This window comes from Streptomyces klenkii, assembly GCF_003626645.1.
GTDB lineage: Bacteria > Actinomycetota > Actinomycetes > Streptomycetales > Streptomycetaceae > Streptomyces > Streptomyces klenkii.
On sequence record NZ_RBAM01000027.1, the window covers coordinates 23,918 to 46,582 of the forward strand.

Here is a 22,665-nt window from a genome sequence, read left to right on the forward strand (position 1 = left end):
GCGCGTGGCTCCCGTGCTCTCACCGGTCCGGTTGGTCCGGCACGGGGCCGCAGGTGACGCACGGGGCGGCCGGTGGGGTGGGGGCGGGCCTGCCCCGGCGGTGCGTATGGCGATTAGGCTGGGTGGGAGTACGGACGGGGGACCTCCACGGCATCCCCCGTCGCAACGGGGGACACCCGGGCGGTCGGACGACGGGAACGGTCGGGCCCGACAGGCATTTCATGGGCGCTAGACCACACCAGGAGGCAATGTGAGCAGCGATCGGGACGAGATCCGCGCAGGCGGGTCCGCAGCCGGCGAGGACCGGTCCGACGCCGGTCACGAGCAGGAAACCGACACCACGGGCGAGTTCACCATCGACTACACGCCCCCTGCCTGGTACACGCAAAACGCCTCTTCCGCCGTGACGCCGACGGCGGGCCAGGGCAGCGCCGAGGGTGACGCACAGCCGGTCCTGCCGCCCCCGCCTTCGGGTGAACCGCTGCGGATGCCGCCTTCGGCGGCCGAGAACCGGAACGACCTCGCGGAGCCCCCTGCCGAAGCCCCCTTCATCTCCCCCGCTCCTTCCGCGGGAGGCGGAGCCAACAGCCCTGCCACGATGCCGTTCTCCGCAGCGGCGCCGCAGGAGGAAGCCGCGGCGGTGCCGAACGCCGGGGCGGTGTCCGGTGCGGAGAGCCCGGCATCCGGAGGCCTCACTGGCGCGGCGCCCGCCGCGGTTGGCGTCTCCGCCTCGGGTGACGCCGGCTTGACGGGCCCGCACGGGGCCGACGCCGAAGCCGGCGCGGGGCAGGCGCATGAGGCGGACGCCATGCAGGCGCATGGGGCGGACGCGGGACAGGCGCATGAGGCGGGCGCGGGTCACGACACGCCGGCCCGATCCGAGTCCGGTGCGAACCCCTCGGCGGACGGCAGCACTTCCTCCGTCGGCAGTGCTGCCGGCGAGGAGAGCTCAGAGGCGGCTTCGGCCGCGCCTTCTGCCGGTTCCCCGGCTGCCGAAGGCACGGAGCCCGCCTCCGAGGCCGAGCACCCCGCCGTCTCACGCCCCGAGGGCACCATGCGGTTCTCTGCCGCCGCTCTGCGGGACAGGGTTGCCGACGAGGCGGGCGGGCAGCCGGCAGAAGCGGGACAGGAGGCGGCGCAGGGGACGTGGGCCCCGCCGTCGGTCCCGCAGGCCGCGCTGCCCCCGCTGCCCCCGGACTTCGCCCCGGCGGCTCCGGCCCCCGCCCCGAACGCGCAGCAGCCGTCCGACGCCCCTGCGCCGCCTCAGGCGGCCCCGCAGGGCTTCCCGCCCGCCCCGGGCCCGTACGCCGCGCCCCAGGCCCTCCAGGGCGGTTCCGGCGCGCCTGCCCCCGCAGAGGCCCAGGCGGCCGCGCACGGGGCCGGTGGCGCCCCCGTACCGCCGCACGGAGCAGCGCCCGTTGCATACCCGCCGGTGCCGCCGCTCCCGCAGCCGGACGCCCAGGCCGCGCCGGTGCCGCCTGCGCTCAACGCCCCTGCACCGCAGGACGGCTACGGATACCCGCGCCCCGACGCGCACGGCGCCCCCGTGCCGCCGCCCTTCGACGCCCAGCAGCCTCCCGCGGCTCCTGCACCGGCTCCGTATGCGGCCGCTCCGGCACCGCAGGACGGCTACGGGTACCCGCGGCCTGAGGCGCACGGGGCGCCCGCACCGGCGCCTCAGGCCTACCCTCTGGCGGCGCCCCATGCGCAGCCGCAGCAGGCCGCCGTCACGCCTCCCGCGCAGAACACGGCCGCCCCGACACCGCAGGGCCTCACCGCCCCGCGTGAGGCCCCCATGCCGCCCGCCCTGCCCGTGCCGAACGCCCAGGCGCCGCAGGACGGCTACGGATACCCGCGGCCCGACGCCCGAGCACCGCAGGACGGCTACGGGTACCCGAGGCCCGACGTCCCCGCGCCCCATGCGGCGCCTCATGCCCCCGTGCCCCCTGCGCTCGACGGTGCCCCGCATGCCGCCGCGCACGGTGCCCTCGTGCCGCCGCCCCTCGACGCCCAGCAGCCCCCCGCGGCGCCGGCACCGGTGCCCCACGCCGACGCGCAGCAACTCCCCCATGCCCAGAACGGCTTCAGCGGCTCGCCCGCGCTGCCGCCGGCCGTGCAGGCACAGCCGGGCCCCACGGGCGCGCATGAGGCGGCGGCAGCACCCGCTCCCGCCCCCTACCCGTACACCCAGGCGCCATACGCTGACGGCGGCCTCCCGCCTGCCCCGGACGGGGCGCAGGGCGGGCTGCCCAACGACCCGCGCGCCGGGGGCTGGCCCACGGTGACGCCGGAGCAGCGGCAGCGTTCCGTGCACGGGGCCCCGCTCGGGTTCACCGCCTCCATGGAGCTGTCCTCGGAACGGCTGCTGCGCAGCAAGCCGAAGCCGAAGAAGCAGATGGCCACGCCCCGCTTCAAGTTCGGCGGCAAGAAGGAGGAGGCGGAGCGGCAGCGCAAGCTGGAGCTGATCCGTACGCCCGTCCTCTCCTGCTACCGGATCGCCGTGATCAGCCTCAAGGGCGGCGTCGGCAAGACGACCACGACCACCGCGCTCGGCGCGACGCTCGCCAGCGAGCGCCAGGACAAGATCCTCGCGATCGACGCCAACCCCGACGCGGGCACGCTGGGCCGCCGCGTGCGGCGCGAGACGGGCGCGACGATTCGTGACCTCGTCTCGGCGATCCCCAGCCTGCACAGCTACATGGACATCCGCCGGTACACCTCGCAGGCGCCGTCCGGCCTGGAGATCATCGCCAACGACGTGGACCCGGCGGTCTCCACGACCTTCAACGACGAGGACTACCGGCGGGCGATAGACCTGCTGGGCCGGCAGTACCCGGTCATCCTCACCGACTCGGGCACCGGTCTGCTCTACAGCGCCATGCGCGGCGTCCTCGACCTCGCCGACCAGCTGATCATCGTCTCCACGCCGTCCGTCGACGGCGCGAGCAGCGCCAGCACCACGCTCGACTGGCTCCATGCGCACGGCTACGCCGATCTCGTCTCGCGCAGCGTCACGGTCATCTCCGGGGTCCGCGAAACCGGCAAGATGATCAAGGTCGAGGACATCGTGTCGCACTTCGAGCAGCGGTGCCGCGGCGTGGTCGTCGTCCCGTTCGACGAGCACCTGGCGACCGGCGCCGAGGTCGACCTGGAGATGATGCGGCCGAAGACGCGTGAGGCGTACTTCAACCTCTCGGCCATGGTCGCGGAGGACTTCACCCGGGCCCAGCAGCAGCGCGGCGTATGGGGCGGGGAGCCCGCACCGCAGCAGCAGCCGCAGCAGGCGCCCCCCATGGGGCAGATGCCCGCCGCCCCGTACGCCCCGGAGCAGGCCCAGCAGCCCGGCCAGCCGCCCGCCTCCCCGTACCACCCCTACGGCCCGCAAGGCCCGTACGGGGGCGCACAGCCGCCCCAGCAGCCGGGCCCGTACCCGCAGCAGGGGCAGCCCGGCGGGCCGGGCGGTTACGGCTACCCGCAGCAGTAGCACCGCACGGAGCGGAGCACGAGGAGGGCCCCATGCGGCAACCGCCGCATGGGGCCCTCCTCACGTCTCCAGGAGAACGCCGGCCGTCAGGCGGCGTCCTTCTCCTTCTCGTGCGCGGCCACCATGTCCCGCGCCCGCTTCACGTCGCCCGCCATGCACAGCAGCAGCGCCTCGATCGACTCGAACTTCTCCATGCCGCGCAGGTAGGCCAGGAAGTCCACGGCCGCATGGAGCCCATACAGGTCGAGGTCGGTCCGGTCGATGGCGTACGCCTCGACGGTGCGCTCCGTCGCGTCGAACTGCACGTTCGTGCCGACGGAGATCGCCGCCGGCATCGACTCGCCGCCCACGGTCAGCCAGCCGGCGTAGACGCCGTCGGCGGGGATCGCGGTGTGCGGCAGGGTCTCCACGTTGGCGGTCGGGTAGCCGAGTTCACGGCCGCGCTGCGCGCCGCGCACCACGACGCCCTCGACGCGGTGCGGGCGGCCCAGGATCTCCATCGCGCCCGCGACGTCGCCTTCGGCGACCAGACGGCGGGTCAGGGTGGAGGAGAACGGCTCCCCGCCGCCCGCCTCGCCGCTCACGTGGAGGTCGATGACCTCGACGTCATAGTCGTAGGTGGCGCCGAGCTCCGCGAGGAAGTCGACGGTGCCCGCCGCCCGGTGGCCGAAGCGGAAGTTGGGCCCCTCCACGACGAGCTTGGCGTGCAGCTTGTCGACCAGCACCTTCACCACGAACTCGGCGGGCGAGAGCTTCGAGAACTCCGCCGTGAACGGCAGGATCAGCACCGCGTCCACGCCCAGCCCCGCCATGAGCTCCGCACGGCGGTGGTGCGGCGCCAGCAGCGGCGGGTGGCTGCCCGGCCGGACGACCTCGCTCGGATGCGGGTCGAAGGTCACCACGACCGAGGGCACGCCGAGCTCGCGCGCCCGCTCCACGGCCCGCCCGATGATCAGCTGGTGCCCGCGGTGCACACCGTCGTACGAGCCGATGGTGACGACGCTGCGCCCCCAGTCCTGGGGGATGTCCTCCAAGCCACGCCAGCGCTGCACTGTGCCCGCTCCTCGCCCGAACCCGAACTTTTGTCTGTCGATTACGCAGGACTAAGAGTGCCATGCCGGTTCTCGGCGCCCCGCATCGGCCGGTCCTGTGACTGTCAGGTCCGGGGAGCCGGCCCGCCCCGAGGGCTCCGCGGCGCCCTCCTCCCCCGCCCAGGCGGTGAGCTTGATGCGGGCCCGGGGGCCCACCACGACGGCCCACTGCGCGGGCGCGGAGCGCAGCCAGCGGAGCACCTGCTCCCCGAAGACGGGGATCTCGCGGGCCAGCTGCACCATGCGGCGGTCGAAGCACGCCGCCCCCTCGGGGCTGCGTGCCATCAGCAGGCCGGTGCGGTGCACGAGGTCGCGGGTACGGGCCTCGGTGCGCTCGGCAGCGCCCGCGGCCACCGCGCGCAGGAGGGCGTCCAGCACGGTGACGTCGCGCTCGAAGGGCCCGTACTGCTCGCGCTCCAGCAGGACCTCCAGCAGTTCCTGCCGCAGGGGCCGCGAAAGCGGCGTGCCGGGGAAGGCCAGGACGGGGGCCAGGGCGCGGCGCACCTGGGGCGGGCGGCTGCTGAGCAGGTGGACGACGAGCGGGAAGAGCACAGAGCGGGCCGCGGGGCCCTCTTCGAGCCGGCGGTCCACGAAGGCCGCGGCGAGCTCCGCGCCCTCAGGGTGGTGCTCGACGTACTCCTGCACGAGGGCCGCGGCCCTCCGGGCGAGCGCCGGGGTGGTGACCCCGGCGAGGGTGCGCAGCACGTCTCCGGGGCCGTCGCCGCGTACGTAGAGCCGGGCGCGGTAGGCGGCGAGGACGGGTTCGGGGTGGGTGGCCAGGGCGGGGGCGAGGGCGCCGGCCGGGAGGTGCGGGTCGCAGGCCGCGAAGAGGTCGAGGGCCCGCTGGAGATGCTTGGAGCGGGTCTCCCGGTCGCGGACGAGCAGGGCGAGCGCCGTGCCGTGCAGGGCGCCCTCCGCGGGGCGGGCCAGCAGGGCGAGCGCGGCGTAGCGCAGCAGCTCGCGGTCGGCTGCGGTGGTCACGTGCGGCGCGGCCTTGAGGGCGTACGCGGCCGCCGCCACGTGCCGCTCGATGCGGTCGTCGTGGGCCCACCGGTCCACGGCGCGGCAGATGGCGGACGGCTCGTCCTCGGCAAGGGCGGCGAGGAGTTCGTCGGCGCGGGGGTGGGCGGCGTCCACGAGGGCCTCGGCGAGGTCGTCGACGGCGCGGTGCCGGTGGGTGTGGAGCAGGACCTGGGCGGCGGTGGAGACCGTGAGCCTGAGGTGATCGCCGTACGGGGCGGCTTGCAGGGGGCGTTCGTCGGAGAACCAGCGGCACAGCAGGGCCTGCGCGGCGCACGGCTCCTCGGCGAGGACGGTCATGACCGCGGGCAGGAAGCGGTCCGTGTGCGGCGGCTGGGGCGTCTGCTGGGGCTGCACGGGGCCCGGCGCGGAGCTCTCCAGGGCATGGGGCTGGTACGGGCTCTGGCCGGGGGGCGGCGCGTCGGCGGGCAGCAGCAGCCGCAGCAGGTCGAGCCGCTCGGCGAGCCCGAGGGGCAGCCGGAGCCAGAACCAGGGACCGAATTCGGCGAGCCCGCCCAGGGAGCCCGTGGCCCCGCTGTCGAAGCCGCCGAGGGCCAGGGAGCGCCCCGTGAGGCGCTCCGCGAGGAGCCGGAGGGCGCCCAGGTACGGGGTGGCGTCAGGCACGCGCAGGAGGGTCTCGCCGAGGAGGTGGGCCGCCCACCATGCGGGGTCGGGCAGCGCGGGGCGGCTGCTGTCGTCCAGGGCAGTGAGCTGCCCGGACGGCGGGAGCGCGGCTACGGCGTCCACCAGGGCACCCAGGCGGCGGGCGAGGGCGTCGGGGCCGGAGCGCCGCCCCAGGAGGAGGAGCGCCTGGAGCACGGGGCCGATGCGGTGGCGGGGCACGGGCAGCGGCTTGCGGGCCTTCTGCCGGGCCGCACGGCGGCTGCGGCGGCGCGCGGCCGTGGAGCGCGAGGCGCGGCTGGATCCGGGGGGCGGCGGCACGTGGCCCTCCGGCGCGGGCCCCCCGCCCGGCCGGGACGGCAGGGCGTCGTGTTCGCCCGAGCCGTCCTCGGACTCGTACCAGCGGTGGACGAGGGTGTGCAGGGCCGCGTCGAGGTCGAGGTGGGCGCCCTGCAGCCAGTCGGCGAACTCCTCGTGCGCGAAGCGGTAGCCGGTGCCCGCCGGGACGAGCAGGCCCTCCGTGAGGACGGCGGAGGCCCAGCCGTTGCGCCACGGGAAGAGCTCTTCGAAGGCCTCGCGCTCCAGCTCGCCCTGCCCGGGGCCGAGGCACCGGCGGGCCGCCTCATGCACCTGGCCGGCCACCCGCGCGGCGAGCCGGCGCACCGCCGTGCCGCGCAGCGCGGGGCGGCGCCCGGCGGCCAGCCGGACGGCGATGCGCAGGCAGACGAGGTCCAGGTAGGCGGAGAAGACGTCCCAGCGGTCGGGGGGCCGCGCCCCGTCCTCGCAGGCCCGGCCGCCGGGCGCGGTGCCGTCCGGAAGGGCCGCCCGCACCTCGGAGAGCAGCCGGAGAGCGAGTGGGTGGGCGGCGTCCGTGTGGTGGATGGCGTCGGGCGGGATGCCGTACAGGGCGCGGGCCCGCTCGGCCTGCACGGGGCCGAGGTCGGTCAGGCTCACGCACGGCGGGAGGCTGCGCGGAGTGGCGGAAGCCGCCGACACGTGGAGCGCCGTGCGCGGGAAGAGGTCGCCGGCTGTCTCCCAGTGCTCGGGGCGGCAGGCGACGACGAGCCGCGCGGACGTCTCCTCCAGCCACTCGGCGGTCGCCGCGGTCCAGACCGGCAGTGCGTGCGCGAGGACGGGCGGGACCTCCTCAGGGCCGTCGAGGACGACGAGGAGGGGCCGCCCCACGCGGTGCCCCAGGGCGGCCACGGCCTCGGGGCTGGCCTCGGCGGGGTCGCCCACCGTGCCGGCGGCGCCTGCGGAGGCCGTGACGATCCGGGCGGCGGCCGCGAGGGCACGCGCGACCGCGTCCCGCAGGCTGGTGTCGCCCTCCTCCAGGTCCGCGCCGCGCAGCCAGAGGGTGGGGGCCGGTTCGGCGCCCCGTGCGCGCCGCGCGGCGAGGGAGAGGAGCTCGGTCGTACGACCCGTCCCGGGGCCGCCGACGAGCCCGAGGACGGCCGGTGCGGGGCTGTCCGCGGCCTCCGAGTCGTCCGGGGCATGGGGCGCGGGGAGATCCGGCGGGTCGTCGGGGTTCCGGGCGCCGGGCAGGTCGCCGATCCAGCGCCCGCCGGGGCCGCCGCCCGGGGTGCCCCGCCAGGAGCTCGGCGGGACGGTCACCACCAGGGCGCCCGGTGCCCCCGTGCCGGCCGCGGCGGGCCCCGGTTCGTCGGGCGGCGGCTCGGGGGCGGGCGGCCGCTCGGCGTCCTCAGGCATCCACTCGGCGGTGTCCGCGGGCGCATCGGCGTCGGCACCTTCCGTGCCGGCGGTTTCCTCGTCCGCCTCGTCCGGTTCCAGGAAGCGAGTGAACTCGCGGGCGATCTCCGGGCGCTCCACGGGGTCGCGCCAGTCGCGTGCCGTGATGATCGGGCCGAGGGAGGTCGCCGTGAGCTGGAGGGCCCCCGCGAGGTTGAGGTCGGGGCCGAAGGCGGGGACCGTGGCCGCGTTCCGCTCCAGGAGGACGGCCAGGGGGCCGTCCGGGGAGGCCGCGGCCGCCGCACGGAGCGGGATCGCGAAACCTCCGGACCGGCGTTCCGCATGGAGCGCGGTACCGAGGACGGCGACGACCGTGCCCGTGCGGGCGTCCAGGACCGGCCCTCCGGTGGCCTCCTCGCCGAGCCTGAGGCCGTCACGCTCGCCCAGGGAGAGCTCGACCGCGGCGTCGAGCAGGTGGAAGCGGTCCGTGGCCGTGTAGGTGACGAGCGCCTCTCCGATGACCTGGGCGCGCTGCCAGTGGCCCGCCCGCAGCCGGACGCCCGCCCCGTCCTCGATCCGCTCCGCGGCCGCCACGGGCAGCGGGGCCACTCCGAGCCCCTCCGTACGCACCAGTGCCAGGTCGCAGCCCGGGAGGGACGTCACCGCGTCGGCGCCCACCAGGCACGTACGGTCGCCCGGGGCCAGCAGCACGAGGCGCGCGAGGCCGTCGACGGCCTCATGGCTGGTGATCATCGTGCCGCGGTCGTCGGCGATGAAGCCCGTACCGCGCGGCCTCCCGGCGAGGTCTCTGATGCGTACCAGGAACTCGTCCGCATCGGTCCGCCGACCGCTCATCCGCCGAACCTCCCCGCCGTGCACTTACCCCCGACCGTAGGCAGGGGATGATCGGCAGGACCAGATCACAGCGGGAACGCGCCCCCTTCCACTCCCGCCGTTCACTCCGAGCGCCTGCCCATTGGGGTGAATTGTGGGTGCGGTGTGGATAGACAGCTGTGAGGAGGGGGATCGTGGGGCGGGAGCGCCGGATGGCAGTCTCCCGCCCCACGGTAGTGGGGCCCCGGGGCATGCGAACGCTCCAGCGGGCACGCGAACGGCCGGGGAAAGCACGCAAACGGCCGAGGCAGGTACGCGAGCGCCCGGGAGTACGCGAACGCCCCTGGTGGATATGCGAACGCCCCGGCACATGCCGGGGCGGAACGCTTGGGGCGGGCCGGCCGAAAGGCACCGGCCCCCGGAGCTAGCCGAAGACCGCCAGGCTCTTCGCCCGGCCGCCCTGGTTCTCCAGCAGGACCAGGAAACGCCCGTCCGGGCCGAAGGCCGCGATCGGCCCCGTCGTCTCGAAGAGCGGGATCCGTATCCGCACGCCGTTGGCGAGCAGGCGCGCCTGCTCCTCCGTGACGTCCCAGCGCTGGAAGGCCGCGGCCGCCGCCTCGGCGACGGGCATGACCGTCAGCTCCTCCTGGAGCTGGTCCAGCGTGCGGGCGTCGCCCAGACCGTACGGACCGACGCGCGTGCGCCGCAGGGCCGTCAGGTGGCCTCCCACGCCCGTGTCGGCCCCCAGGTCGCGAGCGAGGGCCCGCACGTACGTACCGGAGGAGCAGACGACGGAGACCAGCACGTCCTGCACGGGGGTGCCGTCAGCGGCCTCGCCCGGGTGCACGGCGTGCACCGTGAAGGACGAGACGGTCACCGGGCGGGCGGGGATCTCGAAGTCCTCGCCCTCGCGGGCCCGCTTGTACGACCGCTTGCCGTCGATCTTGATCGCGCTGACCTTCGACGGCACCTGCATGATGGCGCCCGTGAGCTTGGCGACACCGGCGTCGATCGCCTCACGCGTGACGCCCGAGGCGTCCGCCGAGGACATGATCTCGCCCTCGGCGTCGTCCGTCACGGTGTTCTGCCCCAGGCGGATCGTCGCGACGTACTCCTTCTCGGTCAGCGCGAGGTGACCGAGAAGCTTGGTCGCCCGCTCGATGCCGAGCACGAGGACGCCCGTCGCCATCGGGTCGAGCGTCCCCGCGTGGCCCACGCGCCGCGTCCGCGCGATGCCGCGCATCTTCGCGACGACGTCGTGCGAGGTGAAGCCGGCCGGCTTGTCGACGATGATGAGGCCGTCCGGCGGGGTCTCCTTGTGCTTCATTCGCCGGCAGCGTCCTTGTCGTCCTCGTCCTCGCCCGGCTTGCGGTACGGGTCGGCCTCGCCCGCGTACGCCGCGCCCGAGGACGCCTCGCGCACCTGGGCGTCGGAGGCGCGCGCCCGGTCGAGGAGGTCCTCGATGGTGCGGGCGTTCTCCGGCAGGGCGTCCGCCACGAACGTCAGGGTCGGCGTGAACTTGATGCCGGCGGCGCGGCCGACCTCCGAGCGCAGGATGCCCTTGGCGCTCTCCAGGCCGGCGGCCGCGCTGGCACGCTCCTCGTCGTCCCCGTAGACCGTGTAGAAGACCGTAGCCTCCCGCAGGTCGCCGGTGACCCGGGTGTCCGTGATGGTCACATGCGAGCCGAGCCGCGGGTCCTTGATTCCGCGCTGCAGCTTCTGGGCGATCACCTCGCGGATGAGGTCCGCCAGCCTTTTCGCACGCGCGTTGTCGGCCACTGGTCCGTCTCCTTCTTCTTGTCCATTGTGCTTGTGGCGCCGGTGACGCGCTCAGTCGTCGTGGTCGCCGTGGAACCGCCGCCTGACCGAGAGCAGCTCCACTTCGGGACGTGCGGCGACCCAGCGCTCGCAGCGGTCCAGTAGGTCGGTGAGGTGCCCCGCGTCCCCGGAGACCGCCGCCACGCCGATCGTCGCCCGGCGGTAGAGGTCCTGGTCGCCGACCTCCGCCACGCTCACCGCGTACTTGCGGTGGAGCTCGGCGACGATCGGGCGGACGACGGAGCGCTTCTCCTTCAGCGACCGTACGTCGCCGAGGAGGAGGTCGAAGGACAGAGTCCCTGCATACATGCGTGACGGGTGAGGCCCACCCGGGAGGCGTGAGGTGTACCTGCCGGTACGTGTCGGTGTACGAGCTCTTCGAACCGTACACGCAACGGCCGGGGCCGATCGACGGAATATGCTCCGCCGACCGGCCCCGGGGTCGATCCCGCCCGTCGCCCGACCACCATCCCTGGTGGACCGCGCTTCGCGCGGGCAGCTACACGATCAGCCGCGCGGCTTCTCGCGCATCTCGTACGTCGCGATGACGTCGTCGATCTTGATGTCGTTGAAGTTTCCGAGGTTGATACCGCCCTCGAAGCCCTCGCGGATCTCAGTGACGTCGTCCTTGAAGCGACGCAGACCGACGATGTTGAGCTCCTCCGCGATGACCTTGCCGTCGCGGATGAGGCGCGCCTTGGTGTTGCGCTTGACCTCGCCGGAGCGGATGAGAACACCCGCGATGTTGCCCAGCTTGGACGAGCGGAAGATCTCGCGGATCTCCGCCGTACCCAGCTCGACCTCTTCGTACTCCGGCTTCAGCATGCCCTTGAGGGCCGCCTCGATCTCCTCGATCGCCTGGTAGATGACCGAGTAGTACCGGACGTCGACGCCCTCGCGCTCGGCCATCTGCGTGGCACGGCCCTCGGCGCGGACGTTGAAGCCGATGACGATGGCGTCGGAGCCGGTCGCCAGGTTGATGTCGGACTCGGTGACCGCACCGACACCGCGGTGCAGGATCCGGATCTCGACCTCTTCGCCGACGTCGAGCTGGAGCAGCGAGGACTCGAGAGCCTCCACCGAACCGGACGCGTCGCCCTTGATGATGATGTTGAGGTCCTGCACCAGGCCGGCCTTGAGCACCTTGTCGAGGTCCTCGAGGGACACCCGGCGGGTGCGCTTGGCGAAGGCGGCGTTGCGCTCACGCGCAGCGCGCTTCTCGGCGATCTGGCGAGCCGTGCGGTCCTCGTCGACGACGAGGAAGTTGTCGCCGGCGCCCGGGACGTTGGTCAGACCGAGGACGAGGACCGGGGTCGACGGACCCGCCTCTTCCACGTTCTGGCCCTTGTCGTCGAGCATGGCGCGGACACGGCCGTAGGCGTCACCGGCGACCATCGTGTCACCGACGCGGAGGGTACCGCGCTGGACGAGCACGGTGGCCACGGCGCCGCGGCCACGGTCGAGGTGGGCCTCGATCGCGATGCCCTGCGCGTCCTGCTCCGCGTTGGCGCGCAGGTCGAGCGCGGCGTCGGCGGTGAGGACGACGGCCTCGAGCAGCTTGTCGATGTTCAGACCCTGCTTGGCGGAGATGTCGACGAACATCGTGTCGCCGCCGTACTCCTCGGCCACCAGACCGAACTCGGTGAGCTGACCGCGCACCTTCGTCGGGTCGGCGCCCTCGACGTCGATCTTGTTGACCGCGACCACGATCGGCACGTCGGCCGCCTTGGCGTGGTTCAGGGCCTCGATCGTCTGCGGCATGACACCGTCGTTGGCCGCCACCACGAGGATCGCGATGTCGGTCGACTTCGCACCACGGGCACGCATGGCGGTGAACGCCTCGTGACCCGGGGTGTCGATGAAGGTGATCTTGCGCTCTTCGTCGTTGACGTCGGTGGAGACCTGGTAGGCACCGATGTGCTGGGTGATGCCACCGGCCTCGCCCGCGACCACGTTGGTCTTGCGGATGGCGTCGAGCAGTCGCGTCTTACCGTGGTCGACGTGACCCATGACGGTCACGACCGGCGGACGCGCGACGAGCATCTCCTCGCCGCCCTCGTTCTCACCGAACTCGATGTCGAACGACTCGAGCAGCTCGCGGTCCTCCTCCTCGGGGCTCACGATCTGAACGGTGTAGTTCATCTCGCCGCCGAGGAGCTGCAGCGTCTCGTCCGAGACGGACTGCGTGGCCGTGACCATCTCGCCGAGGTTCATCATCACGGCGACGAGCGACGCCGGGTTGGCGCCGATCTTCTCCGCGAAGTCGGTGAGGGAGGCACCGCGCGACAGGCGGATGGACTCGCCGTTGCCGCGGGGCAGCATCACGCCGCCGACGGACGGGGCCTGCATGGCCTCGTACTCCTGGCGCCGCTGACGCTTGGACTTGCGGCCACGACGCGCCGGACCGCCGGGACGGCCGAAGGCGCCCTGCGTGCCGCCACGGGCACCCGGACCGCCGGGACGGCCACCGAAGCCGGGACGACCGCCACCGAAGCCGCCGCCACCGCCGCCGGGGCCACCGCCACCGGGACGACCGGCGAAGCCGCCGCCGCCACCGGGACGACCGCCGCCACCGGGACCGGCCGGACGACCGGCGAAGCCCGGACGGGCACCGCCGCCACCGGGACGACCGGCACCGCCGCCGGGACCGCGACCGCCGCCACCGGGGCCCGGACGCGGGCCGGCAGCCGGACGCTGCGGCATCATGCCCGGGTTCGGGCGGTTACCGGAGGGGGCACCACCGGGACGCGGGGCGCCACCGGGGGCACCCTGCGGACGGGGCATGCCGCCCGGGGTCGGACGAGCGCCGCCCGGACCCTGCGGACGGGGAGCACCGCCGGGACCACCCTGCGGACGCGGAGCGCCCGGGGCACCCTGACCACCGGGGCGCGGAGCGCCACCGGGACGGGGGGCCTGCGGACGGGCCATGCCCGTGGAGCCACCGGAGGTGAAGGGGTTGTTGCCCGGACGGGGACCGGCCGGACGGGCGCCACCGGGACGCGGGGCACGCTCGCCCGCACCACCGGGACGCGGACCGCGCTCGGGACGACCGCCGTCACGCTGACCGGCGGGGCCGGGGCGGGCGCCGCCGGGACGCGGGCCGGGCGTCGCGCCGGGGCGCGGCGCGGAGGGACCCTGGGCCGGCGGCGCGGAGAACTCCGCGGCGGGCACAGGGGTGACCGGGGCCGGCTTGGCCGGAGCCGCCGGGGCAGGCTTGGGACCCGGACGCGGGCCGGGAGCCGGCGCGGCCGGGGACGGCGGCTTGGGGGCAGCTGCCTCCGCCGCCGGCTTGGGGGCGGCGGGACGGGGCGCACCCGGAGTGGGGGCACCCGGCTTGGGGGCCGCGGCCTTGCGCGGCGCCGCGGGCTTCGCACCGGGCTTGCCGGCGCCGCCGGGACCCTGCAGTGCGTCTGTCAACTTGCGGACAACCGGCGCCTCGATCGTCGAGGACGCCGAACGGACGAATTCACCAAGTTCTTGGAGCTTGGCCATGACGACCTTGCTCTCCACTCCGAACTCCTTGGCGAGTTCGTATACCCGGACCTTAGCCACTTCGCTCCTTCTAGGTCCGGGGTGTCCACCGGACCGTCGCTACTTCATGGGCGTACTCATCGCGTACTCATCGAGTGCTCATCGCAATCTCGACCTACTTCCAACTCGCGAGGTACCTGACCGCACGGTTACCCGTGCCGTGCTTCTTACAGTGGGGCCACCCCGCGCAGGTGCGGGGCCGATCTACTGCCGTTCTCTACTGCTGTTCGATCTGTTCGATGCACCGGCGGAGCTCCGCCGTATCGAGCGGCCCCGGGCTTTTGAAGGCCCTGGGAAACGCCCGGCGGCGGACCGCCAGGTCGAGACAGACCAGTGTGGGGTGCACGGAGGCACCCCGGCCGGGCAGCGTACCGCGAAGGTCGGGGACGCAGGCGCCCTCGATCATCACGATCCGCAGCAGATCGCCCTTGGCCGCTCGCTCCCGGCATCCCACACAGGTTCGCTCAGGGCATGCGCGGGCATGCGTCCGGCCAGACACTCTTCAGTCTACCTCCCCGCGCCCACCCCACCCCTGGGGGGCAGCGATCGGGCACGTATGCGTTTCGGCCACGATGCCGGGGCCCGCACGGATGCGGACCCCGGTGTCGTGAACGTGATCAGGCTCGGCCGGATTCCCGGTCGGGCTGCTCGGTGTCCGGGCGGATGTCGATGCGCCACCCGGTCAGGCGGGCGGCCAGGCGGGCGTTCTGCCCTTCCTTGCCGATCGCCAGGGAGAGCTGGTAGTCGGGCACCGTCACCCGGGCGGAGCGCGCGGCGAGATCCACGATCTCGACCTTGCTCACCCGTGCGGGGGACAGGGCGTGGGCCACCAGCTCGGCGGGGTCGTCCGACCAGTCGACGATGTCGATCTTCTCGCCGTGCAGCTCCGCCATGACGTTGCGGACCCGGCCGCCCATGGGGCCGATGCAGGCGCCCTTGGCGTTGAGGCCGGAGCGCGTGGAGCGGACCGCGATCTTGGTGCGGTGGCCGGCCTCACGCGCGATGGCGGCGATCTCCACGGAGCCGTCGGCGATCTCCGGCACCTCGAGGGCGAAGAGCTTCTTGACCAGATTCGGGTGGGTGCGCGAGAGCGTGACGGACGGGCCGCGCACGCCCTTCGCCACCCGTACGACGTACGTGCGCAGGCGCGTGCCGTGCTTGTACTCCTCGCCGGGGACCTGCTCCTGCACCGGCAGGATGGCCTCCAGCTTGCCGATGTCCACCAGGACGTTCTTCGGGTCCTTGCCCTGCTGGACGATGCCCGCGACGACGTCGCCCTCGCGGCCCGCGAACTCACCGAAAGTGATCTCGTCCTCGGCGTCGCGCAGACGCTGGAGGATGACCTGCTTGGCGGTGGTCGCGGCGATCCGGCCGAAGCCGGAAGGCGTGTCGTCGAACTCGCGGGGCTCCTCGCCCTCGGCGAGGTCCTGCGGGTCCTCCTTGGCCCACACCGTCACGTGACCGGTCGACCGGTCCAGCTCCACGCGGGCGCGGCGGCGGCTTCCCTCGGTGCGGTGGTAGGCGATGAGGAGGGCCGACTCGATCGCCTCGACCAGCAGGTCGAAAGAGATCTCCTTCTCTCGCACCAGACCCCGCAGGGCACTCATGTCGATGTCCACGGCTACGCCTCCTCTTGGCTCTCGTCGGTTACGTCGGCGGCCTGTGCCGCCGCGTCCGCGGTCTTCTCCGCGGCCTTGCGGTTGAACTCGATCTCCACGCGCGCCTTCGCGATCCCGTCGAAGGCCAGTCGCCGCGAGGTGGGCTTGCGGCCCTTCACCCCGGGGACCTCCAGGTCCAGCCCCTCGTCGTCCACCGCGACGATGCGGGCCACGAGCTCGCCGCCCTCGGTGAGCTGCGCCTTGATCAGGCGGCCGGTGGCACGCACGTAGTGACGGTGCTCGGTCAGGGGACGGTCGGCACCGGGAGAGGTGACTTCCAGAACGTACGGGGCGCCGCCCATGGCGTCCGTCTCGTCGAGCTTCTCGGAGACGGCGCGGCTGACTTCCGCGCACTCGTCCAGTTCGACGCCGGCATCGGAGTCCACCACGATGCGCAGCACACGCCGCTTGCCCGCCGTGGTCACCTCGATCTCTTCCAGATCCAGCTCCCGCGCGCTCACGAGAGGGGCCAGCAGCTCGCGCAGCCGCTCGCTCTGGGTGGTGCTCATCCGGGTGACTCCTCGGCCGCGTGTGCTGTTGTGGGAAAGTCGCGTGTCAGGTCAAAGCCTATCTGTTCCGGCAGCCGACTGACGATTCGGTGCCTCGTCCACGGCCTTCGAGTGGCGCGCCGGTACGCTCACGTGCGGTGATCATGACCCTACCGGCGGAAAGAGGAACGTGGCGTTCACGACGACGACGCGGGGCCCGGCCGGCCCGCACCGACGCAGGGTACTGGCGGGAGGCGCGGCGGCTGTGCTGAGCGCGGCCGGCGGGGGGCTGCTGACCGGTTGCTCCGGCGGCACGGGGGCGTCTTCCGACGCCTCAGGCCGCTCGGGTGAGGAGCGGCTGCGGGCAGCCGAGGGGCGCGCCTCGATGGAACTGCTGGCGCGTTACGACGCCACGATCGCCGTGCACGGGGCGCTCGCGGAGCGGCTGCGTCCGCTACGCGGCGAGGTGGCGCGCCATGCGGAGGCGTTCGGCGCGACGGCGGGGGCGGGGGCGGGGGTGTCGGGCGTGCCGCGGGGGGCGTCGGGTGAGGCGGGGCGCGGGGCGAGCGCGGAGGCTTCGGCGCATGAGGCGGGTGCTTCGCCGGGGCATGAGGCGGACGTTGAGGCTGCGCATGAGGCGGGGCATGAGGCCGGGCATGAGGCGGGCGCTGCTTCTTCTGACCGCTCGCCGGCTGGTTCGTCCTCATCGCCCCGTGCGGACGGCGTGCCGGGCGATGAGAAGGCTGCACTGGCGGCCCTGGCCGACGCCGAGCGGCGCACGGCGGATAACCGCACCAAGGCTCTCGGCTCCGCCTCGCCCGAACTCGCCCGGCTGCTCGCCTCCGTGGCCGCCGCCGGAGCGGCCCACGCGTACCTGCTCGGGAGCGACTCATGACAGAGACGGCAAGCCCCCGTGCGCCGAAGGACCCCGCCGTGCGGAAGACGCTGCGGGCCGCGCAGGCCGCGCTCGCGGCCGAACACGCCGCCGTGTACGGCTACGGGGTCGTCGGCGCGCGTGTCGCGCAGGAGCGGGCGGCGGAGGCGCGTGAGGCGTACGACGCGCACCGCGCGAGGCGGGACGCGATGAGCCGCACCGTACGGGATCTGGGCGGCGTGCCGGAGGCTGCGGCCGCCGGGTACGCGCTGCCGTTCGCCGTCACCGACGCGGACGGCGCCGTACGGCTCGCGGCGGAGCTGGAGGCACGCGTCGCGGCCGTGTACGCCGATCTCGTGGGTGCCGCCGGCGATGCCCTACGGGGCGAGGCCGCCGGTGCGCTGCGGGAGGCGGCAGTGCGCGCCGTGCGCTGGCGCGGCGGCGGCGTAGCCTTCCCTGGGCTCACGGAGCGGAACGCTCCGGACCGGCCCAGCGGTTCACCGGACCGCACCTGACCAGCAAGGACGAAAAGGACAGCACAGGGATGAGCAACGCCGACGACCGCTTCGCACCACCGGAGCGGCTGGTGCGGGCCCTGGGCTCCGAGCCGGCGGACGAGGCTGCCCGCGAGTGGCTCGCGTCGCTGCCGGAGCGGGTGCGCGACGTCGCGGAGCGCTGGGAGCTGACACCCGAGCGGGTGCACCAGCCCGGCGGGCGGAGCAGCGTCGTGGTCCTCGTGCACAGGGCGGACGGCACGGGCGCCGTGCTCAAGCTGGAGAAGCCGGGCGGGGACGTCGCGCTGGAGCAGGCGGCGCTCGCGCACTGGAACGGCCTGGGGGCGGTCCGGGTGCTGCGTGCCGAGCCTGAGGCGGGTGCGCTCCTCCTGGAGCGGCTGCGGCCCGGCGTGAGCCTGCGGTCCCTTGCGGAGCAGAAGGCGGTCCTGGAGGCGACCGCAACGCTGCAGCGGCTGTGGGTGCGGCCCGCGGAGGATCATCCCTTCACGACGGTGGCCGACCACACGGCACGGCTGGCGGACGCCCTGCGGAAGCGGTCCGAGGAACCGTGGGCCGCCGACGTGCGGGCCGTCGTCGACGAAGCCCTGGAACTGCGGGCCGCGCTGACGGCCGACTCCGGCGAGGCGCCGTCCCTGCTCCACGGCGACTACCAGCAGGGCAAGGTGCTGGCGGGCGACCGGGCCCCGTGGCTGGCCGTCGGCCCCAGGCCGCTGGTGGGCGAGCGCGCCTACGACCTGGCCTGGCTCGCCCTGGACCGCGTCGACACCCTGATGGCCTCCCCCGGTGCCGCGGCCATCGTCCGCCGGCGCGTGGCAAAGCTGGCCGACGCCCTGGACGTCGACAACGACCGGCTGCGGGGCTGGGTCCTCTTCCGTGCGGCCGAAGCAGGCGTCAGGGAACTCGCCAGCGGCGGGCGCGCACGGGGCGAACTCCTTCTGGAGTTCGCGGGGCTGCTCTGACGGCGCATGAGGCGCGGGGCGTGGGGCGGCCTGAGGCGGCGGCCGGGTGAGGCGCTTCGGCCTCATGCCCCGCCTCGTGCGCCGCGCCTCATGCCTCATAGCCCGCGCCCCATGCCCGACGCCTCATGCCCATGCTCCGCGCCCCATGCGGCACATACGGCGCCCCTTGCGAGGAGAAGCACCTCACCGGGCGGGCGCCTCATACGAGCGGGCGGGCGGCCGCGCCCACACCGTCACAGCTGCGGCCTCATGCGGCTCCCGCCGGCCGCCCCATGCGGTCGGGTCACGAGGCCCCGACCGCCTCCGACGGAACGTCAGCGCAGCGCGCTGAGGCGCTCGATCGCCTCGGCGACCGGCAGTTCCTCGCGGGTGCCGGTGCGGCGGTCCTTCAGCTCGACGACGCCCTGGGGCGCGCCGCGGCCGACCACCAGGATGGTCGGGACGCCGATCAGCTCGGCGTCGGTGAACTTGACGCCCGGGGAGACGCCGTTGCGGTCGTCGACGAGGACCCGGACGCCCGCCGAACCCAGCTTGTCCGCGAGCTCCAGGGCGAGTTCGGTCTGCACGGCCTTGCCCGCCGCGACGATGTGGACGTCGGCGGGCGCGACCTCGCGGGGCCAGCACAGGCCGGCCTCGTCGTGCGTCTGCTCCGCGAGGGCCGCCACGGCGCGCGAGACGCCGATGCCGTACGAGCCCATGGTGACGCGGACCGGCTTGCCGTTCTGCCCCAGGACGTCGAGGTTGAACGCGTCGGCGTACTTGCGGCCCAGCTGGAAGATGTGGCCGATCTCGATCGCCCGCCCGATCTCCAGGCCCGCCCCGCAAGCCGGGCAGGGGTCGCCCGGCTCGACCACGACGACGTCGAGGTACTGGTCGACCTCGAAGTCCCGTCCGCAGACCACGTTGCGGGCGTGCTTGCCGGACTTGTTGGCGCCGGTGATCCACGCGGTGCCGGGCGCCACGCGCGGGTCGGCGATGTAGCGCAGCCCCAGGCCCTGCGGGCCGACGTAGCCCCGTACGAGGTCGGGCCGGCCCACGAAGTCCTCGGCCGTGACCAGTTCGACGACGGCGGGCGCCAGGTGCTCCCCCAGCTTGCCGAGGTCGACCTCGCGGTTGCCGGGCACGCCGACGACGGTGATCTCGCCGTCGACCTTGACGAGGAGGTTCTTCAGGGTCGCGGAGGCCGGTACGCCGAGGTGGGCCGCGAGCGTCTCGATGGTCGGCGTGTCCGGGGTGTCGAGCTCCTCGACGGGGCCGTGGCCGGCGGGGTCCGCGGGGCTCACGCTGACGGTCACCGCTTCGGTGTTGGCGGCGTAGTCGCACTGGGGGCAGTCCACGAAGGTGTCCTCACCCGCCGCGGCGGGCGCCAGGAACTCCTCGGACGCCGAGCCGCCCATGGCGCCGGAGACGGCCGAGACGACGCGGTAGTCGAGGCCCAGGCGCTCGAAGATGCGGGTGTACGCCTGGCGGTGCAGGCGGTAGGACTCGGCGAGGCCTTCGTCGGTGGTGTCGAACGAGTAGGAGTCCTTCATCTGGAACTCGCGCCCGCGCAGCACGCCGGAGCGGGGACGCGCCTCGTCCCGGTACTTGGTCTGGACCTGGTAGAGGATCACGGGCAGGTCCTTGTAGGACGTGCACTGGTCCTTGACGGTGAGGGTGAAGATCTCCTCGTGTGTGGGGCCCAGCAGGTACTCGGCACCCTTGCGGTCCTTGAGGCGGAAGAGGAGGTCGCCGTACTCCTCCCAGCGCCCGCTCGCCTCGTACGGCTCCTTGGGCAGCAGCGCCGGCAGCAGGACCTCCTGGCCCCCGATGGCGTCCATCTCCTCACGCACCACGCGCGAGACGTTGTCCAGCACCTTCTTGCCGAGCGGCAGCCAGGTCCAGACACCGGCGGACGTGCGGCGGACGTAGCCGGCGCGGACCAGCAGCTTGTGGCTGGCGGTCTCCGCGTCGGCAGGGTCGTCGCGCAGCGTCTTCAGCAGCGTCGTGGACATGCGCTGGACATGGGCCATGGTCGGTCTCTCCTGGCAGGGCGTAGGGAATTGCCAGGAGCCTAGCGGGAGCCGAGGGCGCCCCTGAAACGAGTTCCCGGTGACGGCGGCCTCGGCCCGCCTCATGCGCGGTCGTCGGACACCCCGACAGAGCCGCATGAGGCGCGCCCGCCGGACCGTAGGGCACCCCTACGACCGGAGCAGCGGTGCCCGCCTGCCTCCGCCTGCCCGTCACCCCAGGAGCGGCAGCGGCGCCCCCATCACCACGTACGGGCTGGGCGCGCTGGGGAAGTGCACGGGGCGCGCCAGGTCGCGGTACCCGAGCTTGCGGTAGAGGGCGCGGGCGGGGGATTCGGCGTCGATGGCCGAGAGGATCGAGCGGGGCTCCGCGGCGCTGTCGGTGATCGTGGTGATGAGGGACCGCCCGATGCCCCGTTTCTGGAAATCGGGGTGCACATGCAGCTCGGTGATGACGAAGGAGTCGTCGAGCCAGCCGTCGGTGCCGGTGGCGCACAGATACGGTTCGACGACGCCCGACCACCAGTGGCCGCGATCGTTCGGCATGCCGTAGACGAAGCCGACGAGCCGCCCGCTGCCGGTGGTCGCGCCGAGGGCGCGGGAGCCGCGGGAGGCGAGGTGGCGCAGCACGATGTGGCGCCGGACGGCGATCTCTTCCTCCGTGAGCCCGAAGGCCAGTGCCTGCACGGCCAGGGCGTCGTCGACCCGCGCGGCGAGGTCGAGCGGCCCGACCACGATGTCATCCATGCGGGGAGGCTACCCGCCCGTACCCCGCGCACGGGGCCGGGCGGCTCAGAACAGCACGCTCATGAACGCGCCGGTCTCCTCGAAGCCCACACGGCGGTAGGAGGCCCGTGCGGCGGTGTTGTAGTCGTTCACGTAGAGGCTGACGACCGGCGACACCTCGGTGAGGGCGTAGCGCAGGACGGCCGCCATGCCGGTGACGGACAGGCCGCGGCCGCGGTACTCGGGGGCGACCCAGACGCCCTGGATCTGGCAGGCCTGGGGCGTAGCGGCGCCGATCTCCGCCTTGAAGACGACACGGCCGTCCTCGATGCGGGCGAAGGAGCGGCCGGAGCCCACGAGCTCGGCGACCCGGGCCTGGTAGAGGAGGCCGCCGTCGCCGGCGAGCGGGGAAACGCCGACCTCTTCGGTGAACATGGCCACGCAAGCCGGCATGATCACTTCCATCTCGTCCTTGCGGATGCGGCGGACGAGGGGGTCGGGCTCGACGTCGGCGGGCATGGAGCGGGTGACCATGAGGGGCTGATGGGCGCGGACCTCCCGCGCGGGGCCCCAGTGGGGTTCGAGGAGCGACCAGAGCGCGGCGGTGGCCTCCGCGGGGCCCACGATGGACGAGCAGCGGCGCCCCGCGCGGCGTGCGCGGTCGGCGAAGGCCCGGACGGCCTCGGGGCCCGCGCAGATGGGGACGAGGTTGGCGCCGGCGTAGCAGAGGGATTCGAGGCGCCCGTCGGCGTACCAGCCCCACATCTCGCCGCCGAGCCGCCAGGGGTCGAGGCCCGCGACCTGGACGCGGGCGGCGACGAAGGCGTTGGCGACGGGGTCGCGGCCGAGGACGGCGAGGGCGGCCTCGATGTCGCCGGGCTCCAGGACCTTGCTGGTGGTCGTCGTCAGCACGTGTGGATTTGCCTCACCGTCACGGGGCCCGAGGCCATGGGAAACAGGTCTTGGAACTGTACCTCCAGGCCCCGGGACGCACCCCCCTCGCGGCCCGCACGGGGCGGGAAACAGCGGTGCCCCGCTCCGTACGGGACGGAGGCGGGGCACTGCCTCATGCGCGCCGCATGAGGCGGCTCACGCAGGGCCGCATGAGGCGGCTCGTGCAGGGGTGCACGGGGCCGCGGGAGCAGAGGTCAGCCGGCGATGCTGATCTTGGGCTCGCCGGACGCGACGCCGTCCTTCTCCATCTGCTCGGCGATCTTCATGGCTTCCTCGATGAGGGTCTCCACGATCTTCGACTCCGGCACGGTCTTGATGACCTCGCCCTTGACGAAGATCTGGCCCTTGCCGTTGCCGGAGGCGACACCCAGGTCGGCCTCACGCGCCTCACCGG

General features: G+C 73.9%; 16 protein-coding genes and 1 pseudogene. 4 read left to right on the top strand and 13 right to left on the bottom strand.

What is annotated here, in order from left to right; translation table 11 throughout:
• Positions 1–250 precede the first annotated feature (250 nt).
• Positions 251–3,484 (top strand): SCO5717 family growth-regulating ATPase, encoded by a 3,234-nt coding sequence (locus D7231_RS32685; protein WP_242000042.1) that lies wholly within the window; start codon positions 251–253, stop codon positions 3,482–3,484.
• An 86-nt stretch (positions 3,485–3,570) separates the two neighbouring features.
• On the opposite strand, the gene D7231_RS32690 is transcribed toward D7231_RS32685, so the two are convergent.
• From D7231_RS32690 to rimP, 9 genes are all read right to left on the bottom strand, one after another.
• Positions 3,571–4,536, bottom strand: coding sequence for a bifunctional riboflavin kinase/FAD synthetase (locus tag D7231_RS32690; RefSeq protein WP_120759648.1), 966 nt, complete (start codon positions 4,534–4,536; stop codon positions 3,571–3,573).
• Between the two features lie 51 nt (positions 4,537–4,587).
• On the bottom strand, positions 4,588–8,760 hold the full coding sequence (locus D7231_RS32695) for a S1 family serine peptidase (RefSeq protein ID WP_120759650.1): 4,173 nt from the start codon (positions 8,758–8,760) through the stop codon (positions 4,588–4,590).
• A gap of 403 nt (positions 8,761–9,163) precedes the next feature.
• Positions 9,164–10,066, bottom strand: coding sequence for a tRNA pseudouridine(55) synthase TruB (truB, locus tag D7231_RS32700; protein WP_120759652.1), 903 nt, complete (start codon positions 10,064–10,066; stop codon positions 9,164–9,166).
• Positions 10,063–10,518: a 30S ribosome-binding factor RbfA gene (rbfA, locus tag D7231_RS32705; RefSeq protein WP_120759654.1), complete on the bottom strand. Its 456-nt coding sequence runs from the start codon at positions 10,516–10,518 to the stop codon at positions 10,063–10,065. The genes truB and rbfA overlap by 4 nt, the downstream gene beginning before the upstream one ends.
• Positions 10,519–10,569: 51 nt before the next feature.
• A complete protein-coding gene (locus tag D7231_RS32710) occupies positions 10,570–10,866 on the bottom strand; it encodes a DUF503 domain-containing protein (protein ID WP_030369830.1) in 297 nt (98 codons plus the stop codon).
• Between the two features lie 198 nt (positions 10,867–11,064).
• Positions 11,065–14,109, bottom strand: coding sequence for a translation initiation factor IF-2 (infB, locus tag D7231_RS32715; RefSeq protein ID WP_120759656.1), 3,045 nt, complete (start codon positions 14,107–14,109; stop codon positions 11,065–11,067).
• A 196-nt stretch (positions 14,110–14,305) separates the two neighbouring features.
• Positions 14,306–14,587, bottom strand: a complete 282-nt coding sequence (locus D7231_RS32720; RefSeq protein ID WP_106676846.1) for a YlxR family protein — start codon at positions 14,585–14,587, stop codon at positions 14,306–14,308.
• A gap of 118 nt (positions 14,588–14,705) precedes the next feature.
• Positions 14,706–15,707 (bottom strand): transcription termination factor NusA, encoded by a 1,002-nt coding sequence (gene nusA, locus D7231_RS32725; RefSeq protein ID WP_120759658.1) that lies wholly within the window; start codon positions 15,705–15,707, stop codon positions 14,706–14,708.
• A gap of 2 nt (positions 15,708–15,709) precedes the next feature.
• Positions 15,710–16,255 carry a ribosome maturation factor RimP gene (gene rimP, locus D7231_RS32730; RefSeq protein WP_120759660.1) on the bottom strand — a complete coding sequence of 182 codons (546 nt, stop codon included), beginning with the start codon at positions 16,253–16,255 and terminating at the stop codon, positions 15,710–15,712.
• 169 nt (positions 16,256–16,424) lie between these two features.
• On the opposite strand from rimP, the gene D7231_RS32735 reads away from it, so the two are divergent.
• Genes D7231_RS32735 through D7231_RS32745 form a run of 3 tightly spaced genes read left to right on the top strand, consistent with a single transcriptional unit; the run spans position 16,425 to position 18,582 of the window.
• Complete coding sequence (locus tag D7231_RS32735; protein WP_120759662.1) at positions 16,425–17,129, top strand: hypothetical protein; 705 nt, start codon at positions 16,425–16,427, stop codon at positions 17,127–17,129.
• A complete protein-coding gene (locus D7231_RS32740; RefSeq protein ID WP_120759664.1) occupies positions 17,126–17,623 on the top strand; it encodes a ferritin-like domain-containing protein in 498 nt (165 codons plus the stop codon). The genes D7231_RS32735 and D7231_RS32740 overlap by 4 nt, the downstream gene beginning before the upstream one ends.
• Positions 17,624–17,652: 29 nt before the next feature.
• Positions 17,653–18,582 carry an aminoglycoside phosphotransferase family protein gene (locus D7231_RS32745; RefSeq protein WP_120759666.1) on the top strand — a complete coding sequence of 310 codons (930 nt, stop codon included), beginning with the start codon at positions 17,653–17,655 and terminating at the stop codon, positions 18,580–18,582.
• Positions 18,583–18,896: 314 nt separating this feature from the next.
• On the opposite strand, the gene D7231_RS32750 is transcribed toward D7231_RS32745, so the two are convergent.
• From D7231_RS32750 to D7231_RS32765, 4 genes and pseudogenes are all read right to left on the bottom strand, one after another.
• Positions 18,897–20,594 carry a proline--tRNA ligase gene (locus tag D7231_RS32750; RefSeq protein ID WP_120759669.1) on the bottom strand — a complete coding sequence of 566 codons (1,698 nt, stop codon included), beginning with the start codon at positions 20,592–20,594 and terminating at the stop codon, positions 18,897–18,899.
• 210 nt (positions 20,595–20,804) lie between these two features.
• Positions 20,805–21,338 carry a GNAT family N-acetyltransferase gene (locus D7231_RS32755; protein WP_120759671.1) on the bottom strand — a complete coding sequence of 178 codons (534 nt, stop codon included), beginning with the start codon at positions 21,336–21,338 and terminating at the stop codon, positions 20,805–20,807.
• Positions 21,339–21,383: 45 nt separating this feature from the next.
• Positions 21,384–22,229, bottom strand: a complete 846-nt coding sequence (locus tag D7231_RS32760) for a GNAT family N-acetyltransferase (protein WP_120759673.1) — start codon at positions 22,227–22,229, stop codon at positions 21,384–21,386.
• Positions 22,230–22,465: 236 nt separating this feature from the next.
• A pseudogene (locus D7231_RS32765) lies at positions 22,466–22,665 on the bottom strand (flavodoxin-dependent (E)-4-hydroxy-3-methylbut-2-enyl-diphosphate synthase); the annotation flags it as partial.

What these genes read in the sequence shown, in the direction of transcription:
- D7231_RS32695 (WP_120759650.1), bottom strand. Translation starts at nt 8,760, where the DNA reads ATGAGCGGTCGGCGGACCGATGCGGACGAGTTCCTGGTACGCATCAGA.
- truB (WP_120759652.1), bottom strand. Translation starts at nt 10,066, where the DNA reads ATGAAGCACAAGGAGACCCCGCCGGACGGCCTCATCATCGTCGACAAG.
- D7231_RS32710 (WP_030369830.1), bottom strand. Translation starts at nt 10,866, where the DNA reads ATGTATGCAGGGACTCTGTCCTTCGACCTCCTCCTCGGCGACGTACGG.
- rimP (WP_120759660.1), bottom strand. Translation starts at nt 16,255, where the DNA reads ATGAGCACCACCCAGAGCGAGCGGCTGCGCGAGCTGCTGGCCCCTCTC.
- D7231_RS32740 (WP_120759664.1), top strand. Translation starts at nt 17,126, where the DNA reads ATGACAGAGACGGCAAGCCCCCGTGCGCCGAAGGACCCCGCCGTGCGG.
- D7231_RS32745 (WP_120759666.1), top strand. Translation starts at nt 17,653, where the DNA reads ATGAGCAACGCCGACGACCGCTTCGCACCACCGGAGCGGCTGGTGCGG.
- D7231_RS32750 (WP_120759669.1), bottom strand. Translation starts at nt 20,594, where the DNA reads ATGGCCCATGTCCAGCGCATGTCCACGACGCTGCTGAAGACGCTGCGC.
- D7231_RS32755 (WP_120759671.1), bottom strand. Translation starts at nt 21,338, where the DNA reads ATGGATGACATCGTGGTCGGGCCGCTCGACCTCGCCGCGCGGGTCGAC.